Source organism: Rhodococcus sp. NPDC006774, assembly GCF_040636045.1.
Classification (GTDB): Bacteria; Actinomycetota; Actinomycetes; order Mycobacteriales; family Mycobacteriaceae; genus Rhodococcoides.
Genome location: NZ_JBEYIW010000006.1, coordinates 306,276 through 327,866 on the forward strand (window position 1 = coordinate 306,276; position 21,591 = coordinate 327,866).

General features: G+C 64.1%; 24 protein-coding genes and 1 tRNA gene. 10 read left to right on the forward strand and 15 right to left on the reverse strand.

Features of this window, described 5'->3' with window-relative positions:
• Positions 1-301 precede the first annotated feature (301 nt).
• The 4 genes from ABZ677_RS12375 (at position 302) to ABZ677_RS12390 (ending at position 3,001) form a co-directional block, all read left to right on the forward strand.
• A complete protein-coding gene (locus tag ABZ677_RS12375; protein WP_358369710.1) occupies positions 302-1,306 on the forward strand; it encodes an iron-siderophore ABC transporter substrate-binding protein in 1,005 nt (334 codons plus the stop codon).
• Between the two features lie 4 nt (positions 1,307-1,310).
• Complete coding sequence (locus ABZ677_RS12380) at positions 1,311-1,784, forward strand: NUDIX domain-containing protein (RefSeq protein ID WP_037189792.1); 474 nt, start codon at positions 1,311-1,313, stop codon at positions 1,782-1,784.
• 98 nt (positions 1,785-1,882) lie between these two features.
• Positions 1,883-2,800, forward strand: a complete 918-nt coding sequence (locus tag ABZ677_RS12385) for an SPFH domain-containing protein (RefSeq protein WP_037189793.1) — start codon at positions 1,883-1,885, stop codon at positions 2,798-2,800.
• Between the two features lie 3 nt (positions 2,801-2,803).
• On the forward strand, positions 2,804-3,001 hold the full coding sequence (locus ABZ677_RS12390) for a hypothetical protein (RefSeq protein WP_037189794.1): 198 nt from the start codon (positions 2,804-2,806) through the stop codon (positions 2,999-3,001).
• Between the two features lie 25 nt (positions 3,002-3,026).
• Here ABZ677_RS12390 and nrdF read toward each other — a convergent pair whose 3' ends face one another.
• From nrdF to ABZ677_RS12425, 7 genes are all read right to left on the reverse strand, one after another.
• Complete coding sequence (nrdF, locus tag ABZ677_RS12395; RefSeq protein WP_008717549.1) at positions 3,027-3,992, reverse strand: class 1b ribonucleoside-diphosphate reductase subunit beta; 966 nt, start codon at positions 3,990-3,992, stop codon at positions 3,027-3,029.
• Positions 3,993-4,153: 161 nt separating this feature from the next.
• A complete protein-coding gene (locus ABZ677_RS12400) occupies positions 4,154-5,548 on the reverse strand; it encodes a DUF2252 domain-containing protein (protein WP_358369623.1) in 1,395 nt (464 codons plus the stop codon).
• Between the two features lie 67 nt (positions 5,549-5,615).
• Positions 5,616-7,721, reverse strand: coding sequence for a class 1b ribonucleoside-diphosphate reductase subunit alpha (gene nrdE / locus ABZ677_RS12405; protein WP_230596245.1), 2,106 nt, complete (start codon positions 7,719-7,721; stop codon positions 5,616-5,618).
• A gap of 96 nt (positions 7,722-7,817) precedes the next feature.
• Positions 7,818-8,279 (reverse strand): class Ib ribonucleoside-diphosphate reductase assembly flavoprotein NrdI, encoded by a 462-nt coding sequence (nrdI, locus tag ABZ677_RS12410; protein ID WP_037189800.1) that lies wholly within the window; start codon positions 8,277-8,279, stop codon positions 7,818-7,820.
• 24 nt (positions 8,280-8,303) lie between these two features.
• Entirely contained in the window at positions 8,304-8,537 is a 234-nt protein-coding gene (locus tag ABZ677_RS12415) for a redoxin NrdH (protein ID WP_032398330.1), read from the reverse strand.
• A 399-nt stretch (positions 8,538-8,936) separates the two neighbouring features.
• Positions 8,937-9,059: a type B 50S ribosomal protein L36 gene (gene ykgO / locus ABZ677_RS12420; protein ID WP_037189801.1), complete on the reverse strand. Its 123-nt coding sequence runs from the start codon at positions 9,057-9,059 to the stop codon at positions 8,937-8,939.
• 43 nt (positions 9,060-9,102) lie between these two features.
• Positions 9,103-9,669, reverse strand: coding sequence for an NAD(P)H-dependent oxidoreductase (locus ABZ677_RS12425; protein ID WP_037189802.1), 567 nt, complete (start codon positions 9,667-9,669; stop codon positions 9,103-9,105).
• Positions 9,670-9,773: 104 nt separating this feature from the next.
• Between ABZ677_RS12425 and ABZ677_RS12430 the strand changes: the two genes are divergently transcribed.
• Positions 9,774-10,373, forward strand: a complete 600-nt coding sequence (locus ABZ677_RS12430; protein ID WP_037189803.1) for a TetR/AcrR family transcriptional regulator — start codon at positions 9,774-9,776, stop codon at positions 10,371-10,373.
• A 61-nt stretch (positions 10,374-10,434) separates the two neighbouring features.
• On the opposite strand, the gene ABZ677_RS12435 is transcribed toward ABZ677_RS12430, so the two are convergent.
• A complete protein-coding gene (locus ABZ677_RS12435) occupies positions 10,435-11,223 on the reverse strand; it encodes a fructosamine kinase family protein (protein ID WP_358369713.1) in 789 nt (262 codons plus the stop codon).
• 55 nt (positions 11,224-11,278) lie between these two features.
• On the opposite strand from ABZ677_RS12435, the gene nadE reads away from it, so the two are divergent.
• Positions 11,279-12,124: an ammonia-dependent NAD(+) synthetase gene (gene nadE / locus ABZ677_RS12440; protein WP_037189807.1), complete on the forward strand. Its 846-nt coding sequence runs from the start codon at positions 11,279-11,281 to the stop codon at positions 12,122-12,124.
• 42 nt (positions 12,125-12,166) lie between these two features.
• On the opposite strand, the gene ABZ677_RS12445 is transcribed toward nadE, so the two are convergent.
• A complete protein-coding gene (locus tag ABZ677_RS12445; RefSeq protein ID WP_358369630.1) occupies positions 12,167-12,421 on the reverse strand; it encodes a MoaD/ThiS family protein in 255 nt (84 codons plus the stop codon).
• Positions 12,414-13,472, reverse strand: coding sequence for a GTP 3',8-cyclase MoaA (gene moaA, locus ABZ677_RS12450; RefSeq protein ID WP_094742230.1), 1,059 nt, complete (start codon positions 13,470-13,472; stop codon positions 12,414-12,416). The genes ABZ677_RS12445 and moaA overlap by 8 nt, the downstream gene beginning before the upstream one ends.
• 177 nt (positions 13,473-13,649) lie before the next feature.
• On the opposite strand from moaA, the gene glp reads away from it, so the two are divergent.
• From glp to ABZ677_RS12465, 3 genes are read left to right on the forward strand one after another with little or no spacing between them, the layout of a single operon-like run.
• Entirely contained in the window at positions 13,650-14,840 is a 1,191-nt protein-coding gene (gene glp / locus ABZ677_RS12455; protein WP_358369633.1) for a gephyrin-like molybdotransferase Glp, read from the forward strand.
• On the forward strand, positions 14,837-15,847 hold the full coding sequence (gene moaCB / locus ABZ677_RS12460; protein WP_094742231.1) for a bifunctional molybdenum cofactor biosynthesis protein MoaC/MoaB: 1,011 nt from the start codon (positions 14,837-14,839) through the stop codon (positions 15,845-15,847). Before glp ends, moaCB begins: the two co-directional genes overlap by 4 nt.
• Positions 15,840-16,253 carry a molybdenum cofactor biosynthesis protein MoaE gene (locus ABZ677_RS12465; RefSeq protein ID WP_037189816.1) on the forward strand — a complete coding sequence of 138 codons (414 nt, stop codon included), beginning with the start codon at positions 15,840-15,842 and terminating at the stop codon, positions 16,251-16,253. The genes moaCB and ABZ677_RS12465 overlap by 8 nt, the downstream gene beginning before the upstream one ends.
• 5 nt (positions 16,254-16,258) lie before the next feature.
• Here ABZ677_RS12465 and ABZ677_RS12470 read toward each other — a convergent pair whose 3' ends face one another.
• Together ABZ677_RS12470 and ABZ677_RS12475 are read right to left on the reverse strand one after the other, a co-directional pair.
• A complete protein-coding gene (locus ABZ677_RS12470; protein WP_358369637.1) occupies positions 16,259-17,305 on the reverse strand; it encodes a CobW family GTP-binding protein in 1,047 nt (348 codons plus the stop codon).
• 11 nt (positions 17,306-17,316) lie between these two features.
• Positions 17,317-18,387, reverse strand: a complete 1,071-nt coding sequence (locus ABZ677_RS12475) for an N-acetylmuramoyl-L-alanine amidase (protein WP_358369640.1) — start codon at positions 18,385-18,387, stop codon at positions 17,317-17,319.
• 536 nt (positions 18,388-18,923) lie between these two features.
• On the opposite strand from ABZ677_RS12475, the gene ABZ677_RS12480 reads away from it, so the two are divergent.
• Positions 18,924-19,268, forward strand: a complete 345-nt coding sequence (locus ABZ677_RS12480; RefSeq protein WP_037190211.1) for an Lsr2 family protein — start codon at positions 18,924-18,926, stop codon at positions 19,266-19,268.
• A gap of 133 nt (positions 19,269-19,401) precedes the next feature.
• Here ABZ677_RS12480 and ABZ677_RS12485 read toward each other — a convergent pair.
• The 3 genes from ABZ677_RS12485 to ABZ677_RS12495 form a co-directional block, all read right to left on the reverse strand.
• Positions 19,402-19,474 (reverse strand) — tRNA-Ala (locus ABZ677_RS12485).
• A 126-nt stretch (positions 19,475-19,600) separates the two neighbouring features.
• Positions 19,601-20,290 carry a DsbA family protein gene (locus tag ABZ677_RS12490; protein WP_082323597.1) on the reverse strand — a complete coding sequence of 230 codons (690 nt, stop codon included), beginning with the start codon at positions 20,288-20,290 and terminating at the stop codon, positions 19,601-19,603.
• 82 nt (positions 20,291-20,372) lie between these two features.
• Positions 20,373-21,530 (reverse strand): MFS transporter, encoded by a 1,158-nt coding sequence (locus ABZ677_RS12495; RefSeq protein ID WP_052047593.1) that lies wholly within the window; start codon positions 21,528-21,530, stop codon positions 20,373-20,375.
• Positions 21,531-21,591: the final 61 nt, after the last annotated feature.

Consider the following 21,591-nt stretch of genomic DNA (forward strand, 5'->3'; position numbering starts at 1 on the left):
ACCGGCACTTGCCGAACCGGTCCTACCGTGTGTCGTATTGGGCCGAATCGAGAAGGCCCGGATCGCGCGATCTGCCTGCGCTGTCGGCATTTCCGACGCAGCGGGGAACGCCGCGATCGTCGCCGATTCCGCACGCTCGACGGCGTCCGTTCGGGTGTTCTGCGACGGCGGCCTTCCGATACTGTGTGAGACCACCCGACCCGTCGAAGGAAGTCCCGCGTTGCCACTCCACCCGCGAGTCCCCCGTTCGTGTGCGCCGCGCAGGATCGGTGCCGTCGCCGCCGTATGCCTCGCCGCAACCATGGCGTTGGCCGGCTGCTCCGACTCCGAGACGCAGGACGACGCGTCCACCATCATCCGCACGACCACGAACATCGCCGGCGCCGGAGTGGTCGGAAACAACCGGGACACCGTGGGCCTGTGCCCAGCACTGGCACCACTCGACCCGACCGGCATCGAGGGTGACACCCGACCCGTGGGCCATGCCGAGGGCATCAGCGCCATTCCGGCCGACCCCCAGCGCATCGTCGTACTCGATGCCGCAGGACTGGACGCGAGCTGCGCGGTCGGAATCTGGGAGCGTGTCGTCGGGGCGGCCACGATCGACCCCGATTTCCGCGGTGACGGCGATCAACCGCTGTACCTGGGCACCGGATTGGCGTCCGTCCCGTCCGTCGGCCCGGTGGGTGCACCGGACATCGATGCCATCGCCGCCCTCGACCCCGACCTGATCCTGGGTGCCGATTCTCTCGGATCCGATACCTACGACAGGCTCACGGCGATAGCCCCGACCGTCCTCACCGCAACCGGGCAGGGTTGGAAGGACACCTTCCTGCAGTCCGCGGCGGCGCTCGGTCGTGGCCAAGCGGGATTCGAGGCACTCGCGTCGTTCTCCGCGGATGCCGAACGAGTCGGTCGCGAGATCGACGCCACCCAGACCCAGGCGTCCGTCGTCCGATTCGCTGCGGACTCCATCGAGGTGGACGGACCGAACTCGTTCGCGGGCCAGATACTCGACGAGGTGGGAGTCGGTCGGCCCCAGAGCCAGCGCGACGCGACGTTCTCGGTCGAGCCGGACAACCTCTCGCCGGTCGAGGGAGACATCGTCTACGTGCGATTCGCGGGCCCCGACGGCGAGACGTTCGGGCGCGAGGTGATGGACGGTGACGCGTGGCACGCTCTCGGTTCGGTCACCGACGGTCGGGTGTTCGCCGTGAACGACACGGTGTGGTCGGGCAGCGGCGTCGTCGCCGCACGGGCCGTTCTGGACGATCTGTCCGCTTCCCTGAACGCCTACGTCTCCTGACGCGATGCCGATTCCCGAATTCGTCCGCGCCCTGCGCAGCGTCGTCGGTACGTCGCCGCTGTGGCTGTCCGGTGTCAGCGCTGTCGTTCTCGACGACGACCGGCGCGTGCTGCTGACCCTGCGAGCGGACAACAACACCTGGGCCGTGGTCTCCGGAATCCTCGAACCGGGCGAGGAACCCGCCCCGGCCGCCCTGCGCGAGATCGGCGAGGAAACCGGGGTCGACGCCTCGATCGTGCGCCTGACGAGCGTCGACGTGACGGAGCCGATCACGTACCCCAACGGCGACGTCGCGCAGTATCTCGACATCACGTTCCTCGCTCGGTACACCGGAGGCACGCCTCATGTTGCCGATGACGAGAATCTCGACGTCGCCTGGTTCGCACTGGACGCGCTCCCGGAAAACCTCACGGCCACTTCGCGATTGCGCATAGAGAAGGCCATTGCCGGCGAGCCGTCGGCGTGGTTCCGGCGCTGACTCCCCCACCCCACCGAGGACACCGTTCCACCGAACCGCCCCCCTCTCGCTTCATAATGTGATATCACTTTACTATCAACATCGAGAGGGAGGTTCTCATGTCCGCACCTGCAACCGTCGCCGAGAAGCCGACGGGTACCCCGACCACCACCATCGCCGAGCGCCCGGGATGGGATCTGCCCGGCTGGTCGATGCTCGGCATCGGCCTCACGCTGTTCCTCGGCGGAATCGCCGCGTTCGCGCTCGGGCTCGTGTTCACCGTCGTAGGACTCGTCGCAGCCGGGGTCGTTCTGTTCGTTCTCTCACTGCCGGCACTCATGGGTCTGACCCTGGTGCAGCCGAATCAGGCTCGCGTTCTTCAGCTTCTCGGGAGTTCGTACAGCGGCACCCTGCGGACGCCGGGACTTCGTTGGACCAATCCGTTGACGTACCGCCGGGCCATCTCGACGCGAATCCGCAACCACGAGACCGGGCAATCGAAGGTCAACGACGCCGACGGCAATCCGATCGAGATCTCCGCCATCGTCGTCTGGCAGGTTGCCGATACTGCACTGGCATCGTTCCAGGTCGATGACTACGAGGAGTTCGTCGCCGTCCAGACCGAGTCTGCCGTCCGGCACATCGCCGGTAGCTACCCGTACGACGCCGAAGGGCGAATGTCGTTGCGGGAGAACGCCGACGAGATCACTGCCGCCATGTCGGAGGAGGTGCACGCACGTGTACGTTCGGCCGGGGTCGAGGTGATCGAAACCCGAATCAACCGTCTGGCCTATGCCCCGGAGATCGCCCAGGCAATGTTGCGGCGTCAGCAGGCCGGGGCGGTCATCGCCGCCCGTCAGCAGATCGTCGAAGGTGCCGTCGGAATGGTCGAGATGGCGCTCGGGAAGCTCGAGGAGAAGCACGTCGTCGAGCTCGACGAGGAGCGCAAGGCCACGATGGTGTCGAATCTGCTCGTGGTGCTGTGCAGCGACCGCGACACGCAACCTGTCGTCAACACCGGATCGCTGTACCAGTGAGCCATGGCCGTCGAACGTAAGAAGATCCTGCTGCGGTTGGACCCAGCGGTGCACGACGCCCTCGCCCGCTGGGCCTCCGACGAATTGCGGAGCACCAACGCTCAGATCGAGTTCCTGCTGCGCCGCGCGCTGAGCGAGAAGGGCCGAATGCCCAAGGACGCCGAGGACATTCGCCCGCCGGGACGCCCACCGAATTCGTGAGCGTCCCGGAACGGCGCGAGCGGTCTCAGAAGTCCCAGTCCTCGTCTTCGGTGTTGACGGCCTTGCCGATGACGTACGAGGAACCCGAACCGGAGAAGAAGTCGTGGTTCTCGTCGGCGTTGGGTGAGAGCGCCGACAGGATCGCCGGGTTGACGTCCGTCTCGTCCTTGGGGAACAGGCCCTCGTAGCCGAGATTGTTCAGTGCCTTGTTGGCGTTGTAGCGCAGGAACTTCTTGACGTCCTCGGTCAGGCCGATCTCGTCGTAGAGGTCCTGGGTGTACTCGACCTCGTTGTCGTACAACTCGAACAGCAACTCGAACGTGTAGTTCTTGAGCTCCTCACGCTGCGCCTCGCTGACCTTCTCGAGACCCTTCTGGTACTTGTAGCCGATGTAGTACCCGTGCACGGCCTCGTCGCGGATGATCAGACGGATCAGGTCAGCGGTGTTGGTGAGCTTGGCCCGTGAGGACCAGTACATCGGCAGGTAGAAGCCGGAGTAGAACAGGAACGACTCGAGCAGGGTCGACGCGACCTTGCGCTTGAGCGGATCGTCACCGTGGTAGAAGTTCAGGACGATCTCGGCTTTGCGCTGGAGGTTGACGTTCTCCTCGGACCAGCGGAACGCGTCGTCGATGTCGCGGGTGGAGCTGAGGGTGGAGAAGATGGAGCTGTAGCTCTTGGCGTGCACCGATTCCATGAACGCGATGTTGGTGTACACCGCTTCCTCGTGGGGAGTGATGGCGTCCGGGATGAGGCTGACAGCGCCGACTGTGCCCTGAATGGTGTCCAGCAGCGTCAGTCCGGTGAACACGCGCATCGTCAACTGCTTCTCGACAGCGGTCAGCGTCGCCCACGACGGGATGTCGTTGGACACCGGCACCTTCTCGGGCAGCCAGAAATTACTGGTGAGACGCTCCCAGACTTCGGAGTCCTTGTCGTCCTGGACCCGATTCCAGTTGATCGCGGAGACACGATCGATGAGCTTTACCATGAGTGCCTACCTACAGGTCGATGAGCGAGAAGTGGGGACGAAGCTACGTGAAAAGTCGCTGACACGAACACTACCCGTTGTGTCCGACAGTTCAGGGAGGCACTACAAAGTGTGCCCGGAGTGTTGCCGCGGGGAACGACCGTGGTCTCACGTTTCGACGGTCACCACCCCACCGAGCACGGGACGGTTCCGGCCTCGATGGCAGCGACCAACTGCGCGTGATCACGCTCGTTCTGATCGGCGTAGGCATGCGCGAAGGCAACCATCGCCCGATCGACATTGTCTCCGCGGCCGAGATAGTCGGCGATCGCCTCCGCGTCACCACTACGGGCGTGCGCTCGCGCGAGAACCTCACCGCACGCGGTGGCGAATTCGGTCAGGTACGGCCCGATGATCTCGCCGTCGGGAATGACCTTCATGTCGCGGAACTGCCGAACGTAGAAGTTCATGTCCCCCACCGCCGTCCATCCCACGAACATGTCGGTCGCGCTCTGCAGCATTCTCTGTCCGTTGACCACGCGGGCACCGTGATTGTCGTACCTGCTCGGTTCGAGAAACTGCTCGAACACCGACGGCCCTGCCTGCTTGATCTGCAGGAAGAACGGGTCGCACGTCCGCCGTTCTTCCAGCAGTGCCAGATACACCCGCATTCCCACGCTCCCGACGCCGACCACCTGTCGAACGACGTCGAGAACTCGGAACCTGGACAGCAGACTCCAGATGTGGTCGTCGACCGACTCGCTGTAACCGGCGATCACCGCCTGCACCAGCTCGATCTGGGAATCACCCACGTGCGTGCGAAAAGGTGCGTCCTCGCGAATTCTTCGACGCCCGTCCCTCGTCTCGGTGAACTTGCGGGACGCCCCACGGCTGGTCCGACGCTCGGCTTTCGTTTCGATGAGTTTCTCTGCGTGACGGGCGATGCCCGACGAGAAGTGACCGAGCAGACCTGCGACGTCGATGCGGTCGTACCAGATGTCGATCTCCGGCGTGTTCGCGTATGCCCTCATCTTTCTGCAGTACGCCGCCGTCATTGCTGCGACCGCCCGATCGGAACGCTGCGCATCGACCCCGTTCTCTCGCCCGAGGACCACCAGTGACGTCGCCAGCCGTTTGAGGTCCCATTCGAACGGGCCGGGCAGGGTTTCGTCGAAGTCGCGGACGTCGAAGTACAGGTTTCGTTCGGGAGTGGCCCACAATCCGAAGTTCAGCACGTGCGCATCTCCACACAACTGGACCTCGACGCCGGTGTGCGGAGTCGACGCGAGGTCGGCTGCCATCACGGCAGCGGCACCACGGAAGTAGGTCCACGGCGATGCGGACATTCGGGCGTATCGGATCGGCAGCAGCTCCGGCACCCGAATGACGTTCTGCGCCAGCACTGTTTCGAGCGCATCGTGACCACGCGAGGCCGGATCCCACAAGGCCAAGCGGCTGCGGGGTACGCGCCGGCGGGCGTGTCGACCACGCAAGAATTGCTCGGAAGGACGCGCGTCCTTCCGAGCCATCGTGACATCGGTGTTGGATTCGACCTCGCCGCCCGCTTCGGTGTCCATGCCTGATTATGCTCCGCAGCGCGCCGCGGTACAGCGGTATTCTCCACGGGTCGACCGACCGCGACGACTACAGCATGCAGGACACGCAGCCCTCCACCTCGGTGCCCTCGAGGGCCAACTGACGCAGACGGATGTAGTACAGCGTCTTGATGCCCTTGCGCCATGCGTAGATCTGCGCGCGGTTGATGTCGCGGGTGGTGGCGGTGTCCTTGAAGAACAGCGTCAACGACAGGCCCTGATCCACGTGTTGCGTTGCGGCAGCGTAGGTGTCGATGATCTTCTCGTACCCGATCTCGTACGCGTCCTGGTAGTAATCCAGGTTGTCGTTGTCGAGGTACGGTGCCGGGTAGTAGACGCGGCCGATCTTGCCTTCCTTGCGAATCTCGATCTTCGACGCCACCGGGTGAATCGACGAGGTGGAGTTGTTGATGTACGAGATGGAGCCGGTCGGCGGCACTGCCTGCAGGTTCTGGTTGTAGATTCCGTACTCCTGCACCGACGCCTTCAGCGCGGACCAGTCGGCCTGCGTCGGAATGGTGACATCGGAGTCGGCGAACAGCTTCGCGACCTTGGGCGTAGCGGGTTCCCAGACCTGATCGGTGTACTTGTCGAAGAACTCCCCCGACGCATACTTGGAATCCGGGAAGCCCTTGAAGTACTGGCCGCGCGCCTTGGCCAGCTGGTTCGAGGCCTGAATGGCGTGGAACAACACCGTGTAGAAGTAGATGTTGGTGAAGTCGATTCCCTCGGTCGACCCGTAGTGAATGCGCTCGCGGGCGAGGTAGCCGTGCAGGTTCATCTGACCCAGGCCGATGGCATGAGAATCGTTGTTGCCCTGCTCGATCGACGGCACGGAGAAGATGTGCGTCTGATCCGACACAGCGGTGAGGCCGCGAATGGCCACGGCGATGGTCTTACCGAAGTCGGGTGAATCCATCGTCTTCGCGATGTTCAGCGAACCGAGGTTGCACGAGATGTCCTTGCCGACATGGCTGTACGAGAGATCGTCGTTGAACGTCGACGGCGTCGAGACCTGGAGAATCTCCGAGCACAGGTTGGAGTGCGTGATCTTGCCCTTCACCGGGTTCGCACGATTGACGGTGTCCTCGTACATGATGTACGGGTAACCGGACTCGAACTGCAACTCGGCGAGCGTCTGGAAGAACTCACGCGACTTGATCTTGGTCTTGCGAATCCGCTTGTCGTCGACCATCTCGTAGTACTTCTCGGAGACGTCGATATCTGCGAACGGGACGCCGTAGATGCGTTCGACGTCGTACGGCGAGAACAGGTACATGTCCTCGTTCTTCTTCGCCAGCTCGAACGTGATGTCCGGGATGACGATTCCGAGCGAGAGCGTCTTGATGCGGATCTTCTCGTCCGCGTTCTCACGCTTGGTGTCGAGGAACTTGTAGACGTCGGGGTGATGCGCGTGCAAGTACACCGCGCCTGCGCCCTGACGTGCACCGAGCTGGTTGGCGTACGAGAACGAGTCCTCAAGCAGCTTCATGATCGGGATGACACCCGAGGACTGGTTCTCGATGCGCTTGATGGGCGCACCGGCCTCGCGAATGTTGCTCAACAGCAAGGCAACTCCGCCACCGCGCTTGGACAGCTGCAGAGCAGAGTTGATGGAGCGGCCGATGGACTCCATGTTGTCCTCGATACGCAGCAGGAAGCAGGACACGGGCTCGCCGCGCTGCTTCTTGCCGGAGTTGAGGAAGGTCGGTGTAGCGGGCTGGAAGCGGCCGGCGATGATTTCGTCGACCAGATCGGTGGCCAGAGCCTCGTCCCCGGCGGCCAGCGTCAGCGCCACCATGCACACCCGGTCCTCGAAACGCTCGAGGTAACGCTTGCCGTCGAACGTCTTGAGCGTGTACGAGGTGTAGTACTTGAACGCCCCGAGGAACGTGGGGAACCGGAACTTCTTCGAGTACGCGTGGTTGATCAGGAACTTGACGAACTCGCGGGAGTACTGATCCAGAACCTCGGGCTCGTAGTAGTTCTCCTCGACGAGGTAGTCCAACTTCTCGTCCAGATCGTGGAAGAACACGGTGTTCTGATTGACGTGCTGCAGGAAGTACTGATTGGCAGCCTCGCGATCCTTCTCGAACTGGATCTCACCGTTGGGACCGTACAGATTGAGCATCGCGTTGAGCGCGTGGTAATCCATGTCGCCGTCGCCGCGGACGGTGGTGGGTACGGGTGCTGCGTCGGTGATGGTCGGTGCCACGGCGATGCTCCTACTGGGTATGTGGTGTGTGGTGCTCTAGTGCGTGTGGGCGGCGCGTCGGACTTCACGTTCCCAGAAGTCCTCCAGCCCCTCGCGGACCCGCACTACGTCCTCGGGGGTGCCCATCAATTCGAATCGGTACAGATACGGAACTGCGCACTTCTGCGAAATGACATCTCCCGCAAAGCAGAACGAGTCACCGAAGTTCGTGTTTCCGGCAGCGATGACAGCTCGGATCAACGAGCGATTGTGCTCGTCGTTGAGAAACTTGATCACTCGCTTGGGGACGTAGTTGGTGTCGCGCCCGGAGTACGTGGTCCCTCCCCCGTACGTCGGCACGACGAGAACGTAGGGAGTGTCGACACGAAAGGTGCCGTCCGGATCACGCAGAGGGATTCGTGTCGCGGGAATGCCCAGCTTCGAGACGAAGCGATGAGTGTTCTCGGACGCGCTGGAGAAGTAGACCAGTGAGTGGGAGGACTGCGGTTGCGAACTCACCGCTCACTCACTTTCTCGTTCTGTTCAAGCAGCGTTCGCTGCGAGGGTCTTGATACGGTCCGGACGGAAGCCGGACCAGTGATCGTCACCGGCGACGACAACCGGGGCCTGCAGGTAACCGAGGGCCATGACGTAGTCGCGCGCTTCGGGATCCTGCGAGATGTCGATGACCGAGTACTCGATACCCGCCTTGTCGAGGGCGCGGTAGGTGGCATTGCACTGAACGCAGGCGGGCTTGGTGTAAACGGTGATGCTCATGGTGTCCCTCTTTCCGTTGTCGCCATCGGGTGCACCGACGCGACCGATGTGCTCTGCGTGTGGCACCGAGAACATCTCCCGCTCAGGGCGACTTCGACCTGCTCGAGCCCGTTGTGCACGTTCTTCGAGTTGTGGCCTCTCGGTCGGTCAAACACTACACCTAGTGTCCGACATCTGCCTACAACACGAGATGTTGCGAACAACATGCTTGGTATTCGCTGGTCACGGCTTTATCGGGCCGGAAATATCGAGCTGCATCGGCGTGTCGCACGTCACACCGACTATGTGTTGTCCATCACAACGGAACTCGGCCGGGACAGTGACGCGTGCCGACGCCCCCCGGCACGACGAAGGGCCCTCGAACTTCTCCGAGGGCCCTCGTCGTCGATCACGCAGTCGTCAGCGCTGACGCGCCTTGAACCGCGGTTCCTTCTTGTTGATCACGAACACCGTGCCACGGCGTCGTACCACCTGTGCACCGGGCTTGTTCTTGAGCGATTTCAACGAGTTTCTCACCTTCATGAAACCATCTTACATGAAAATGATTCTCATAACTGAGACAGGGTCACGCACTCACGAGTTCGTCGGCAGCCTTGACCAACTCGGCGACGACATGGCCGATCTCACCGGAGACCTCGGCGTTCTCGCGCGGGTGCGCCGAACCGAACTTGTCCATGGTGCCGCCGATGGAGAGCTGAACATCTTCGAGAACGGTTCCGCCTGCTATGCGCACGGCCTTGCTGGTGTCCTCGTGTGCCCACTTGGCTCCGTTGCCGCTGGGCGACGCGCTGATGACGACGACCGGCTTGCCCACCATGGCACCGGCACCGTACGGACGGGAGAGCCAGTCGATGGCGTTCTTCAGCACGGCCGGAATGGTGCCGTTGTATTCGGGCGTGACCAGCAACAACGCCGAGGCCTTTTCGGCAGCGGCCCGCAGCGCGAGTGCGCCCTCGGGCACCGATCCCTCGACGTCGATGTCCTCGTTGTAGAAGGGGACATCTCCGAGTCCGTCGTAGACCACTACCTCGGCACCGGCGGGTGCCACGGTGACAGCGGTCTCGGCGATTCGCCTGTTCACCGACTCGGCGCGCAGGCTTCCGACGAGAACGAGTACATGAGCGTCTGACATGAGGTTATTCCTTCGCAAGTTCGGATGACGTGATCGTCGTGTCAATTCCTACCATCCAAACGGACCGTGGTCCATTTATGTTCCCGGCAAGGTAGGCTTCGGCTGTGACCGGCCCGATGCTGCCCATAGCGGGCGAGGAATCCGAACGGTGCGACGCAGCGCGCAACCGTCGGCTGCTCCTCGACGCCGCAACGGATCTGGTGGCGACCGTCGGAGCCGACGCCATCACCATGGACGCAGTGGCCAGCAAGGCCGGAGTGGGCAAGGGCACAGTATTCCGTCGCTTCGGGAACCGGGCCGGGCTGATGCGCGCGTTGCTCGACCACACCGAGAAGAAGCTGCAGCACTCGTTCATGTTCGGCGACCCGCCGCTCGGCCCGGGAGCCGACCCGATCGATCGCCTCGTCGCTTTCGGCCGAGCTCGACTGGAGTTCGTCAACGTCCAGGGGGAAGTGCTGCGCGCCGCGGAGAGCGCTGACGACGCGCGATATTCCGCCCCGGCGCACATGGTCAACTTCACCCACGTCCTGTCGCTGCTCCGCGCAGCCGAGGTGGACGGGGATCTCGAATTGCTCGCGTACTGGCTGCTCACACCACTCGAGGCCACCCTGGTACTCCACCAGTACCGAGATCTGGGGATGCCGATGGATCGCCTGGCCGACGGCTGGGAAGACCTGGTACGCAGGGCAACTCGGGTCCGATAGCCATCGGGGCAACTAGAGTCCGATAGCCATCGGGGCAACTCGCCTTCGGTAGATCCGTCGCTCACAGCCCTACGACGGCCGCGGCCGCCGCGTGCAGCGCGGTGCCGTACGCGCGGCCGTGCCCGGCCGCGTGAACGGCGAGCGGATGCAGCTGATGCAGAGCCGTGCGCTCGCGCCACCCGGATCGCAACGGCTGCACCGCCTCGTAGCCGTCGACGACGACGTCGAGGTGGGGGCAACCGAACAGTGCGAGCATCGCCAGATCGGTCTCGCGGTGCCCACCGTGTGCTGCCGGGTCGATCAGCACCACTCCCGCGTCGGTCCAGAACACGTTGCCGTTCCAGAGGTCGCCGTGAATACGGCTCGGCGGCTCCGCGTCGTCGAAGTCTCCGTCCGCGATGCGTCCGCACGCCGATTCGACGATCGCCGCCTCGCCCTGCGTCACCGTGCCGGCGTCGACCGCGATTCGGAGAAACGGCACCACTCGTTCGGCCGCATAGAAGGCACCCCAGGTTCGGTGCACCGTACTGCTCATGGGCCGGGATCCGATGAACAGCTGACCCGAGAAAGCGACGCCGTCGGAGCCGACCGGCGGCGCACCGAACCCACCGGCTCCGGCAGAGTGCGTCGATGCCAGTGCGCGCCCGAATCGTTCGGCTGCGGCGAGCGTGGGACGGGCCGCGGCCAGCCGCTCGAGTTCGATGTACGTCCGGTCGTGCCCGATCACTCCGACGACCGGGGCCGCCGCCTCGCCGAGCCACCGAAGCCCGGCGGCCTCGGCGGCGTAGAAGTCGGGGTGGGCCTGGGGGTTTCGCTTGACGAAGGTATCGGAGGATCCACTCACGACCACCGACACTACGCACGGCGCGAGATCGAATCCCGGCACTCGTCATTAGGATGGCGTGATGGGACACATCAACTCGGAATTGCGCTCGGGGATCATGCGTGAGCTGGCCGTGCAGTCGACCATCGACCCGATCACGGAGGTCCGCAGACGAGTGGACTTTCTCAAGGACTACCTGGCGTCGACTCCGGCCTCGGGATTCGTACTCGGAATCAGTGGCGGTCAGGACAGCACGCTCACCGGCAAACTCGCCCAACAGGCAGCAACGGAGCTCCGAGCCGACGGACACGAGGCCGAGTTCGTCGCCGTTCGCCTCCCCTACGGTGTGCAGGCCGACGAGGACGACGCATCGATCGCGTTGAAATTCATCGATCCCGACCGCACGGTGACGGTGAACATCAAGGACGCTGCCGACGCCGCAGCGGCCGCGACCGCGGACGCGCTGGGAAGTGCCGAAATCCGAGACTTCGTCCGCGGCAACATCAAGGCCCGCCAGCGCATGGTGGCCCAGTACGCACTCGCCGGCGAACTCGGCTACGTCGTGGTGGGCACCGATCACGCCGCCGAGGCAATCACCGGTTTCTTCACCAAGTTCGGTGACGGCGGCGTCGATCTGACTCCGCTGACCGGCTTGAGCAAGCGTCAAGGTGCGGCGCTGCTGCGCGAACTGGGAGCACCCGAGAGCACCTGGCGCAAAGTTCCCACCGCAGATCTCGAGGACGATCGTCCGGCGCTACCCGACGAGGAAGCGCTCGGTGTCACGTACGAACAGATCGACGACTACCTGGAGGGCAAGGACGTCACCGACGAGGTCGCCGACAAGCTGGAGAAGATGTTCCTCGCAACTCGTCACAAGCGCACGGTGCCCGTGACGCCGTTCGACGATTGGTGGAAGAGAAGCAGCTGAATCGGGCAGCCACAGGTCGGTGGCGCGGCGAACCGGGTGTGCTCAGCCGCCGGCGAAGGGCGGCAGTACGTCGACCCTGCCGCCGATCGTGCGCCCGAGATCGCGGGTGAGATCATCTCCCACCAGGTAGGCCGAGACCCGAAGAATCGGCTCCATCGGCGCGCCGTGCCGAGACAGGATCAGCTCTCGCAGATCGGAGAGGGTGGCACCGACCGGCACGGTGAGGTACTCGGACTCGCAGTGCGACGCGTCGACCGCTGCAGCGAAGTACCGCACCTCCACCCGGGTGTCAGCCACCGATGGCTCCCATGCTGCGGGTGGGAGGTACGAAGCCGTCGGCGTCGATGCCGTGCCCCGCCCACTTGTTCCACATCGCCCCGCGCCACACCGCTGCCAGTTCGTCGTCGGTGGCACCGCCGCGCAGAGCTGCCCGCAGATCGGTCTCGTCGTCGCTGAACAGACAGGACCGAATCGTTCCTTCTGCAGTGATCCTGGTGCGGTCGCAATCACCGCAGAACGAGCGCGTCACCGACGCGATGATGCCGACGGTCGCATCGGTACCGTCGACGCTCCATTCCTCGGCCGGTGCCGACGGATCGGCGCGCCCCACCTCACGTAGGTCGAACTCGGTGGACAGCTCGTCGAGCAAGGTCTGGGCGTCGATCATGTTGGCCCGAGCCCACTCGTGGTCGGCATCGAGCGGCATCTGCTCGATGAAGCGCAGTGCCACCCCTTCGTCGAGACACCAGCGCAGTAGATCGACTGCACCGGACAGCGTGTCGCGCATCAGCACTGCGTTGATCTTCACCGGACCGATGCCCGCTCGCTTCGCCGCTCGGATTCCGGCCAGTACCGACGGCAATCGGTCGCGTCTGGTCAGCCGCGCGAAGTCTTCGCGGTCGACCGAATCCAGGGACACGTTGACCCGGGTCAAACCGGCATCGGCCAGTGCCCCGGCGCGGTGCTCCAGACCCACTGCGTTGGTGGTCATCGACAGCGGTACACCTGCCGCAGCATCGGAGCACAGCCTCAAGATCTCGTCGAGGTCGCGGCGCATCAGCGGCTCGCCTCCGGTGAAGCGCACGTCCCGAATACCCAGCAGCCGCACGGACACCGACACCACTCGCGCGATCTCGGTCGGCGTGAGCAGGTTCGACGCAGGAATGGCCGGAAGCCCCTCCTCCGGCATGCAGTAGGTGCACCGCAAGGAGCATTTCTCGGTGATGGAGATACGCAGGTCGCGCGCGACTCGGCCGAATCGATCGATCAGATGCGGCACGTCCGGCCGGTCGGACACCGAGCCGACACTGCCTGCCGTCGAACCCGTGGTGGTGCCGAACCCGGGAATGCCCAGCGAGGTAACACTGTCCACCGTCACCTCGTACCTCGTCTCCGTCGGAAATCACGTCTGTCGTTCGTGTGTCTACCCATTATGCCGCAGCCCACACCGAGTGGACGGATCGGCGTGCTTAGGATTGGCACCCATGACGGTTGAGCACACGCACGCGATCACTGGATTCGCACAGTGACCGCTGTATCGGTCGAGGAACACACCGCCGCGGTCGAGACTCTGCTCGCGGCGTTGACCACGAGAACAGCTCAGCGAATTCCTCTCGATGACGCGCTGGGACGCGTCGCGTTCGAGGACGTGCGATCGCCGGTCGATCTGCCGCTGTTCCGCAACTCGCAGATGGACGGCTATGCCGTGGATTCTCGATCCGTGGCCACGACCCCGGTGACGCTTCCGGTCTCGACGATCATCGCCGCAGGCCCGACGGAATCGGCAGTCCTCGCCTCGGGCAGCGCCGCCAAGATCATGACCGGTGCCCCCATTCCGGACGGAGCGGACGCAATCGTCCCCGTCGAAGACACCTCCGTACCGGCGGCCGGTTCCGTGACGATCGAAAGAAGCCGCGCAGCAGGTGAATTCGTACGCGAGCAGGGCAGCGACGTACGCGTCGGAACGGTCCTGGTCGAGTCGGGCCGCGTTCTGGAACCCCGACACATCTCCGTTCTCGCTGCCGTCGGCTTCGGCGACATCGACGTCCGTTCGCGTCCACGCGTGGCCGTCGTGACCACCGGTGCCGAACTGGTCGACGCCGGCTCGACGCTGACGCCCGGTCAGATCTACGACTCGAACGGCATCACCCTCGCCGCACACCTTCGCGCCAGCGGCGCAGAGGTGGTCTCCGTCTCGCGCAGCTCCGACGAGCCGAGCCGCTTTCGTGAGATCCTCGACGCCGCAGCAGAATCGGTCGAGCTGATCATCACGTCCGGCGGAGTATCGATGGGCGACTTCGAGGTGGTCAAGGACGTACTCCGGCCGCTCGGCGGCAACTTCGGGTCGGTTCGTATGCAGCCGGGTGGTCCGCAGGGCATCACGATGTTCGACGGTGTTCCCGTGCTCAGCTTTCCCGGCAATCCCGTCAGTACGGTCGTCTCGTACATCATGTTCGCGCGCAACATCGTTCGGCGAGCGGCCGGTCTGCCGCCGGTACTCTCGGCCCCTGCGGCCCTGCACGAACCGATCGTGTCTCCGCCCGGTCGAAGACAACTGCTCCGTGGCCGATTGCGCGACGACGGGCGGGTGGAGCTCGTCGCCGGTCCCGGCTCGCACCTGGTCGCTGCACTGGCATGGGCCGATGTGCTGATCGACATCGACTCCGAGACAACCGAACTCGCTGCAGGATCCGACGTGGAGGTGTGGCCACTGTGACCACAGATGTACCGCAACCCCAACTGTCTCATCTCGACGATCAGGGCCGCGCCCGCATGGTCGATGTGGCGCACAAGAAGGAAACCTCGCGCACGGCCGTCGCCGCCGGTGAGTTCGTCACCACCGCCGAGGTCGTCGCGCTCGTGCGCGCGGACGACATGCCCAAGGCCGACGTTCTCGCCACCGCCCGCATCGCGGGCATCTCGGCGGCGAAGAAGACGTCGGAACTGATTCCGCTGTGCCACCAGCTCGCCCTCTCCTCGGTGAAGATCTCGTTCGGATTCACCGACTCGTCCATCACGGTCGAGGCAACCGCCCGCACCACCGGACGTACCGGGGTGGAGATGGAAGCACTGACCGCGGTCGCCGTAGCCGGCCTGACGCTGCACGACATGGTCAAAGCCGTCGATCCCGGTGCCACCATGAACGGTGTCCGGTTGCTCACCAAAGACGGCGGTAAGCACGGACATTGGCAACGGGACGACGCAGCGGACTCCCCCGATTCTGCGGCTGCGCCGATATTCGATTCCTCACGGTCCGCAGCGGTTCTGGTCGCCTCGACCGGCGGCGCGAACGGATCTCGCCCGGACACCACCGGCCCCACCATCGCGTCCTGGTTGACCGACCGGGGCTTCGCCGTGCGTGGCCCACTGGTGTACGCCGATGCCGACATCGCTACGGGGTTGCAGGACGCCCTACGCGGCGAACCGTCGCTGATCGTCAGCACGGGCGGCACCGGCGTATCCCCCACCGATGCAACCCCCGAGGCGACGGCGGCGCTCCTCGACATCGACATGCCGGGGATAGCCGATGCGATCCGAACCCGCGGAACATCTGCGACACCTCATGCGGTGCTCAGCCGCGGTGTCTCGGGTCTGATCGGACGCACGCTCGTAGTCAACCTGCCGGGCTCGCCGGGTGGCGTGAAGGACGGACTCTCCGTTCTCGACCCGCTCCTCGACCATGTGCTGGCCCAGATCGCCGGAGGAGGCCCCCACGATGAGTGAGCTCGTCGCCCGTATCTCGAACGAACCGTTGAGCACTGCCGAAGTAGAGGTGGCAGTTCAGGATTCGCGTCACGGTGCCGTTGTACTGTTCAGCGGAATCGTGCGCGATCACGACGGCGGGCATGCGGTGGAGACTCTGGAATACCGCGCACATCCCGACGCGGAACGCTTCCTGAGCCGCTGCTGCTCGGAGGTATCGGCAGAGACGGGATTGGCAGTGGCCGCAGTACATCGCGTCGGCGATCTACGGGTCGGCGACCTCGCGCTCGTCGCGGCCGTCGGCTCGGCTCATCGCGCCGAAGCGTTCGAAGCCTGCGCCCGACTCGTCGAGCGCATCAAGGCCGAGGTCCCGATCTGGAAGCGTCAGGGATTCGAGGGCGGACGTACCGAGTGGGTCGGGCTGTAAAAGAACTAACCGGTCTCGAGATAACGATGGACCGGAAGCATGGCGGAGGCGTCGTCGGCGTCGTCCGGTCCTCGCACGCAGGCACGCAACCGCTGCTCGACGGCCGACGCATCGAGATCGGTACCGATCAGCACCAGTGACGTCTGCTCGGGCTCACCCCGGGCCCACGACGCAGCCTCGAATCGGATGTGTCGGCCCACCGTGTGCACGACGAACTTCTGCGTGTAGCCGGTGATGCCGAAGTGCACGAATCCCTTGATGCGGTAGAGGTTTCCGGAAGGATTCTCCAAGAACTCGATCAAACGGCGCGGTTCGACGGGAATCGTCGTGACGAATTGGGTGTGTGAGTACTGCGCGTGCAGGTGATGGTCGTGGTCGTGGTCGTGATCGTGGTTCTCCCGGAGTAGCTCGTCGAAGGACAGCTGCACCGCCATTGCCGAATCCACCGAGTGATCGTCACGCCGATCGAACAGCAGCAGCGGGTCGACCCGACCGAAGGCCACGGGTACGACGGGCACGTCTCCTACGACGGACTGCACCGTCGACACCACCGCGGAGCGCTCGGACTCGGTCACCGCATCCGACTTGTTCAGCACCACCAGGTCGGCCAATTGCAGGTGCTGGTCGATCTCGGGATGGCGCGTGCGGGTCCGCGGGAACTCCACCGCGTCGACGACACCGACGAGCCCGCCGTAGACGATGAATTCGTTCTGGCTACCCCGAACCATTCTGATGAGATTGCGGGGTTCGGCCAGGCCACTGGCCTCCACCACGATCACGTCGATGGCGGACCGACGGTGCGCGAGGGCGTCGAACATCGCGTCCATATCGCTGATGTCGACAGCGCAACAGATGCAGCCGTTACCGAGTGAGACCATCGAATCGACCTGGCCGGCCACGAGCATCGAGTCGATGTTGATCGCCCCGAAGTCGTTGACCACAACCCCTATTCGGATGCCGGAATCATTGCGCAGCAGGTGGTTCAGAAGCGTGGTCTTACCTGCTCCGAGAAAGCCCGCAACTATCACCACCGGAATTCGTCGACGCGCCACGGCGTCCGAGACTACCGGTCGGTGAGAATCTGTTTCAGCAGGCCTCGAGCGAACGTCGACACACTGCTCACGTTGTCCGGGGTCGCGAGTCCTGCCAGGCCGTCGACGCCGAATGCATTCACGTACGGGGACACGCTCTCGAGCAACCTCGACAATGCGCTACGCCCCTCGGCCGCGGGGCCTGCGGGGCCGGTTGACGTCGCTGCGGGCGCGGCGGTGTCGGTCGTCGCTGTCGCGGCGGGGGCAGCCGCAGTCGTGGTGGCGGCGGCCGCTGGGGTGGAGGCGGTTTCGGCCCCGAGGAGGTAGTCGATGATCCCCGTCGAGATCGCGATCGCATGCTTCAGCTGACCGTCCGAGCTCTCGAGAAGAGCTGCGTCGCCGGGGTTGGATCCGTTGCCCATCTCGACGAACACGAGGGGCACCGTGGTCAGCGCGGGCCCGGCGACATCGGATCGTTCCTGTATCCCGTTCTCGACCCCTGCGTAGTTCGCGGGCTCGAAGCCTGCGCGCACGTAGGAGTCTCGCATCAGAGTCGATGCCGACCGTCCCCCCTCGGACTGGGCAGCATCGGCAGCCGCGCTCGGAATCGGCAGAGTGGGAACGATCAGATGGAACCCGTGCTTGTCCGCATCGGTCGTCGTACTCGTGGAGTCCGCATGAATACTCACGGCCACGTCGGCACCGGACTCGCTGGCGGCCCGCGCCCTGTCGTCGACGCATCCGCCCCAGCCGGTGTCGTCGGCTCGACTCGTCTCGACCGTCGCACCCAGACTCTCCAGGCTCGATCGGACCAGCTCGCTGACTTTCCAGTTGATCGTGTGCTCGGGCACGCCGTCCAGTGTGGTCATACCGGTGGTCTGGCAATCCTTGGTGCCTCCCCGCCCGTCGTTCACCTGCCGCTGCAGATTCTCCGAGTGTGCGGTGCCCTGGTGACCCGGGTCGAGGAACACTGTCTTCCCCGACAACTCGGTGCCGGCGGGGGGTGCCGTGCTGGACGGTGCGGCGATGGCCAGCGCCGACACGAGCACTCCGACACCGAGCACTCCGACGCACATCAGCGCCGTTACTGCCGACCTGCTCATCGGTGCAGATTTCATATCGTCGTGGGCGCAACGGTGGAGCTCGCTGCGCTACTCCCTCTCGGCCCCTCGGACACCGCTGATCCGAGCGGTCACCGCATCGCGGGGCACCACACGTCACAACAGACACTTGCGCCTCAAGTGAAGCAGAAGACGGCCCCGGGGAGACTCGCACAATGATTCGTTAGGGAAATGAGTGCCTTCCGTGACCGATTCGTTGCCGACACGAATGGTCGTTTCGCGCCGAGATCGTCCACGGCCCCACCGAAACGACCACGAACCGACTCGATGATGGAAAACCGCCTTCGAACCGGCCGGTTCGTCTTTTGTCTCCTTTATGACACACGGTCGCAGCGAGACAATGTTCTCGCATGCATATCGACGTTTCGGTAACCACACGATCCGATTTCGAGACAATTCTGGGAATTACGTAACAATTCCCCGGCCCGCGTGGATAACCACATTGTTCAGCCGTATAGTCGCTTCAGTTCGATCTGGACATCCCCGCATCATCCCCTGCATCATTGGAGAGCTTCAGCATGGCCAGAAAAGTCTATGTGCAACTAGTCGACGACATCGACGAAAAACCGATCGAATCCGGTGGCGAACACATAACCTATTCGGTCAACGGAGTCAGCTACGAAATCGACCTGAGCGACAAGAACGCGAAGGAATTTCACCGCAAGCTCGACTATTACATCGAGCACTCCACCAAGGTCGGTGGAAAGCGAACGAAGAAGTCGAGCACTCCCGCAACCGGCGCCAAGCGCGACGCCAATCAGACCAAAGCCATCAGAGAATGGGCCAAGGCGAACGGCCACAACATCTCGGCGCGAGGCAGAATCCCCGCCGAGGTCGAGCAGGCGTTCGACGCAGCACACTGAGCCGTCGATCGACGAATCGGCTCCGGGCGGGACGCTCGGATGCCGACTCGGCGGTCGGTGACACCGAAACAAGAAAAGCGTCGCCCGGGGGCGACGCTTTTTCATTGACCGAAAACGAGCTTGTCCTTCACGGTGGAGCTAAGGGGACTCGAACCCCTGACCCCCACACTGCCAGTGTGGTGCGCTACCAGCTGCGCCATAGCCCCGAGTACTGCGTGCTCCCGCTCATGCGGTTGCTCGAACGAAGTTACACCATCGGTCGCAGCAGCAACAAATCACCTGGTGCGGCCGGTACCGAATCCTCGATCACCGACCGCACCCACGCCCCGAGATCAGTTGATCGACGCAAGCCATTCCGAGTCACCGAGCGCATCGACGACCTGACCGTCGACGAGGACCCCTGGCGTTCCACGGGCACCCGACGCCGCCAACGCGTCCCGTCCGGTGTTCGCATCCGCTACTGCTGCGTCGCGCTGCGCACCGGCGGCGATGCACTCCGTTGCCAGATCGCTGGCTCCGACGGATCGGGCGAGTTCCGCGAGTTCGGCATCGGTTCGGTCGGAGTCACCGCCTTCTTCGGGGCGAAATTCCGGGTCGAACAGACCGGCGTGAAATGCGGAGTAGACCCGCGCGTTCTCTGTCGCTGCCACGCAGTGCGACGCCGCGACGGCACGCGTCGAATAGTCACCGGACGGCGACTGCGGATCCAGGAAATTGACCAGGTGGTAATTCACCGAGACGACACCGTCGTCGATTTTCTGAGCCAGCTCCTGGCCGTGTTTCACTTCGAGGTCGCCGCAGAACGGGCACATCGGATCCTCGAAGACATCGATGACCCGCTGCGCTTCCGGACGCGACAGCTGCACCACCCCGTCACCCGGCAACGACAATTCGACCGCCGGATTCTTGACCGTTCCGTAGCCATCGTTGCGTGGAGCGTCGCTTCCGCTCTGCCACATGATCGCCACCGCGATGACGATCACCACTACGACGAATGCGATGCCACCCAATACGTAGGTCATCGTATTGGAGGTTGCTTCGGGTGTGTGTTTCGTACTCGATATCTTCTTCTGGCTCACACAGCGAATACTACGGTTGCGCCCGTCAGGCGCGCTCGCGTCCGAGGGTGTCCGGAACTCGCGACCACCAGAGTCCTGCCAGGAGAAGCAGCGCTCCCGTCACGGCGAAAGCCGGACCGAACGAGACCTGTTCGACGATCATCCCGGCCACGATCGGGCCGATGACCGCGCCGACATCGGAGGCCATCTGGAATGCAGCCAGTACGGGCCCTCCGCGCGCCTTCGAGCCGATCACGTCGGCAACCGAGGCCTGCTGGGCGGGGCTCATCAGACCCGATCCGATGCCGGCGATCAACGACACCACGAGAAACAGCACGGGATCGTGGACGTACCCCATCACGACGGTCCCCAGGCCGCACACCGCCAACCCACCCACCATGAAGGGCTTGCGTCCGCGCACATCGGACAGGCGACCTGCACTGGTGAGAACCAGCGCATTTCCCACTGCGAACACTGTCAGCGCGATACCGACGAACACCTCGGATCGCTGCATCGCCTCCACCACGAACAACGGCACCAAGGCCACCCGAACACCGAACACAGCCCAACCGTTGGCGAAATTCGATGCCAGCGCCGCCTGATACGACGGGATCCGCAGCGCGGCAAGCAATGACATCGTCGGCGGTGCCGAGCCCTTCTCCGGCTTGACGAGGTCGGAATTGCCCAGGGTGAAATACACGACGGCCGCGGCGATCACCAGAGCCACGGCATAGATGACGAAAGGCACCCGCAGACCGAACCCGACGAGCGCGCCGCCGACGAGCGGACCGCCGATGGTTCCCAACAGGAAGGCGGTCGCATACAGGCCGGAGATGCGGCCACGACTGGTCGGAGGACTGATCCGGATCAGCAGTCCCAGTGCCGACACCGAGAACATCGTCGAGCCGATGCCGCCGAGTCCGCGGAACACCAGCAGCTGCCAATACGTCTGGGCCAGAGCGCACGCACCGGTGGACACCGCAACGATCAGCAGTCCGATCAGGTACACGGGCCGCTCGCCGAGCCGCTGCACCAGAGCACCACTGGCGGGTGCGAACAGCAACCGCATGAGAGCGAATGCACTGATGACCGCCGACGCCGCCGTGTACCCGACGCCGAATTCCCGGGCGAACTGTGGCAGAGCGGGCGCGACGATGCCGAATCCGAGCGCGATGACGAACGCCGCCGACACCAGAACCCAGATCTCGGGTGGGAGCTTGCCTCCGGGTCGGAATGCCGGCTCGGGAGCCGAACTGTCGTTGTCG

Excerpts from the sequence above, each read along its gene's own strand:
- ABZ677_RS12380 (WP_037189792.1), top strand. The coding sequence starts at position 1,311 with ATGCCGATTCCCGAATTCGTCCGCGCCCTGCGCAGCGTCGTCGGTACG.
- ABZ677_RS12375 (WP_358369710.1), top strand. The coding sequence starts at position 302 with ATGGCGTTGGCCGGCTGCTCCGACTCCGAGACGCAGGACGACGCGTCC.
- ABZ677_RS12490 (WP_082323597.1), bottom strand. The coding sequence starts at position 20,290 with ATGACCTACGTATTGGGTGGCATCGCATTCGTCGTAGTGGTGATCGTC.
- ABZ677_RS12475 (WP_358369640.1), bottom strand. The coding sequence starts at position 18,387 with ATGAGCAGGTCGGCAGTAACGGCGCTGATGTGCGTCGGAGTGCTCGGT.
- ABZ677_RS12415 (WP_032398330.1), bottom strand. The coding sequence starts at position 8,537 with ATGAGCATCACCGTTTACACCAAGCCCGCCTGCGTTCAGTGCAATGCC.
- ykgO (WP_037189801.1), bottom strand. The coding sequence starts at position 9,059 with ATGAAGGTGAGAAACTCGTTGAAATCGCTCAAGAACAAGCCCGGTGCA.
- nrdF (WP_008717549.1), bottom strand. The coding sequence starts at position 3,992 with ATGGTAAAGCTCATCGATCGTGTCTCCGCGATCAACTGGAATCGGGTC.
- ABZ677_RS12385 (WP_037189793.1), top strand. The coding sequence starts at position 1,883 with ATGTCCGCACCTGCAACCGTCGCCGAGAAGCCGACGGGTACCCCGACC.
- ABZ677_RS12465 (WP_037189816.1), top strand. The coding sequence starts at position 15,840 with ATGAGTGAGCTCGTCGCCCGTATCTCGAACGAACCGTTGAGCACTGCC.
- nadE (WP_037189807.1), top strand. The coding sequence starts at position 11,279 with ATGGGACACATCAACTCGGAATTGCGCTCGGGGATCATGCGTGAGCTG.
- ABZ677_RS12390 (WP_037189794.1), top strand. The coding sequence starts at position 2,804 with ATGGCCGTCGAACGTAAGAAGATCCTGCTGCGGTTGGACCCAGCGGTG.
- nrdE (WP_230596245.1), bottom strand. The coding sequence starts at position 7,721 with ATGGATTACCACGCGCTCAACGCGATGCTCAATCTGTACGGTCCCAAC.
- ABZ677_RS12400 (WP_358369623.1), bottom strand. The coding sequence starts at position 5,548 with ATGGACACCGAAGCGGGCGGCGAGGTCGAATCCAACACCGATGTCACG.
- ABZ677_RS12425 (WP_037189802.1), bottom strand. The coding sequence starts at position 9,669 with ATGTCAGACGCTCATGTACTCGTTCTCGTCGGAAGCCTGCGCGCCGAG.
- ABZ677_RS12480 (WP_037190211.1), top strand. The coding sequence starts at position 18,924 with ATGGCCAGAAAAGTCTATGTGCAACTAGTCGACGACATCGACGAAAAA.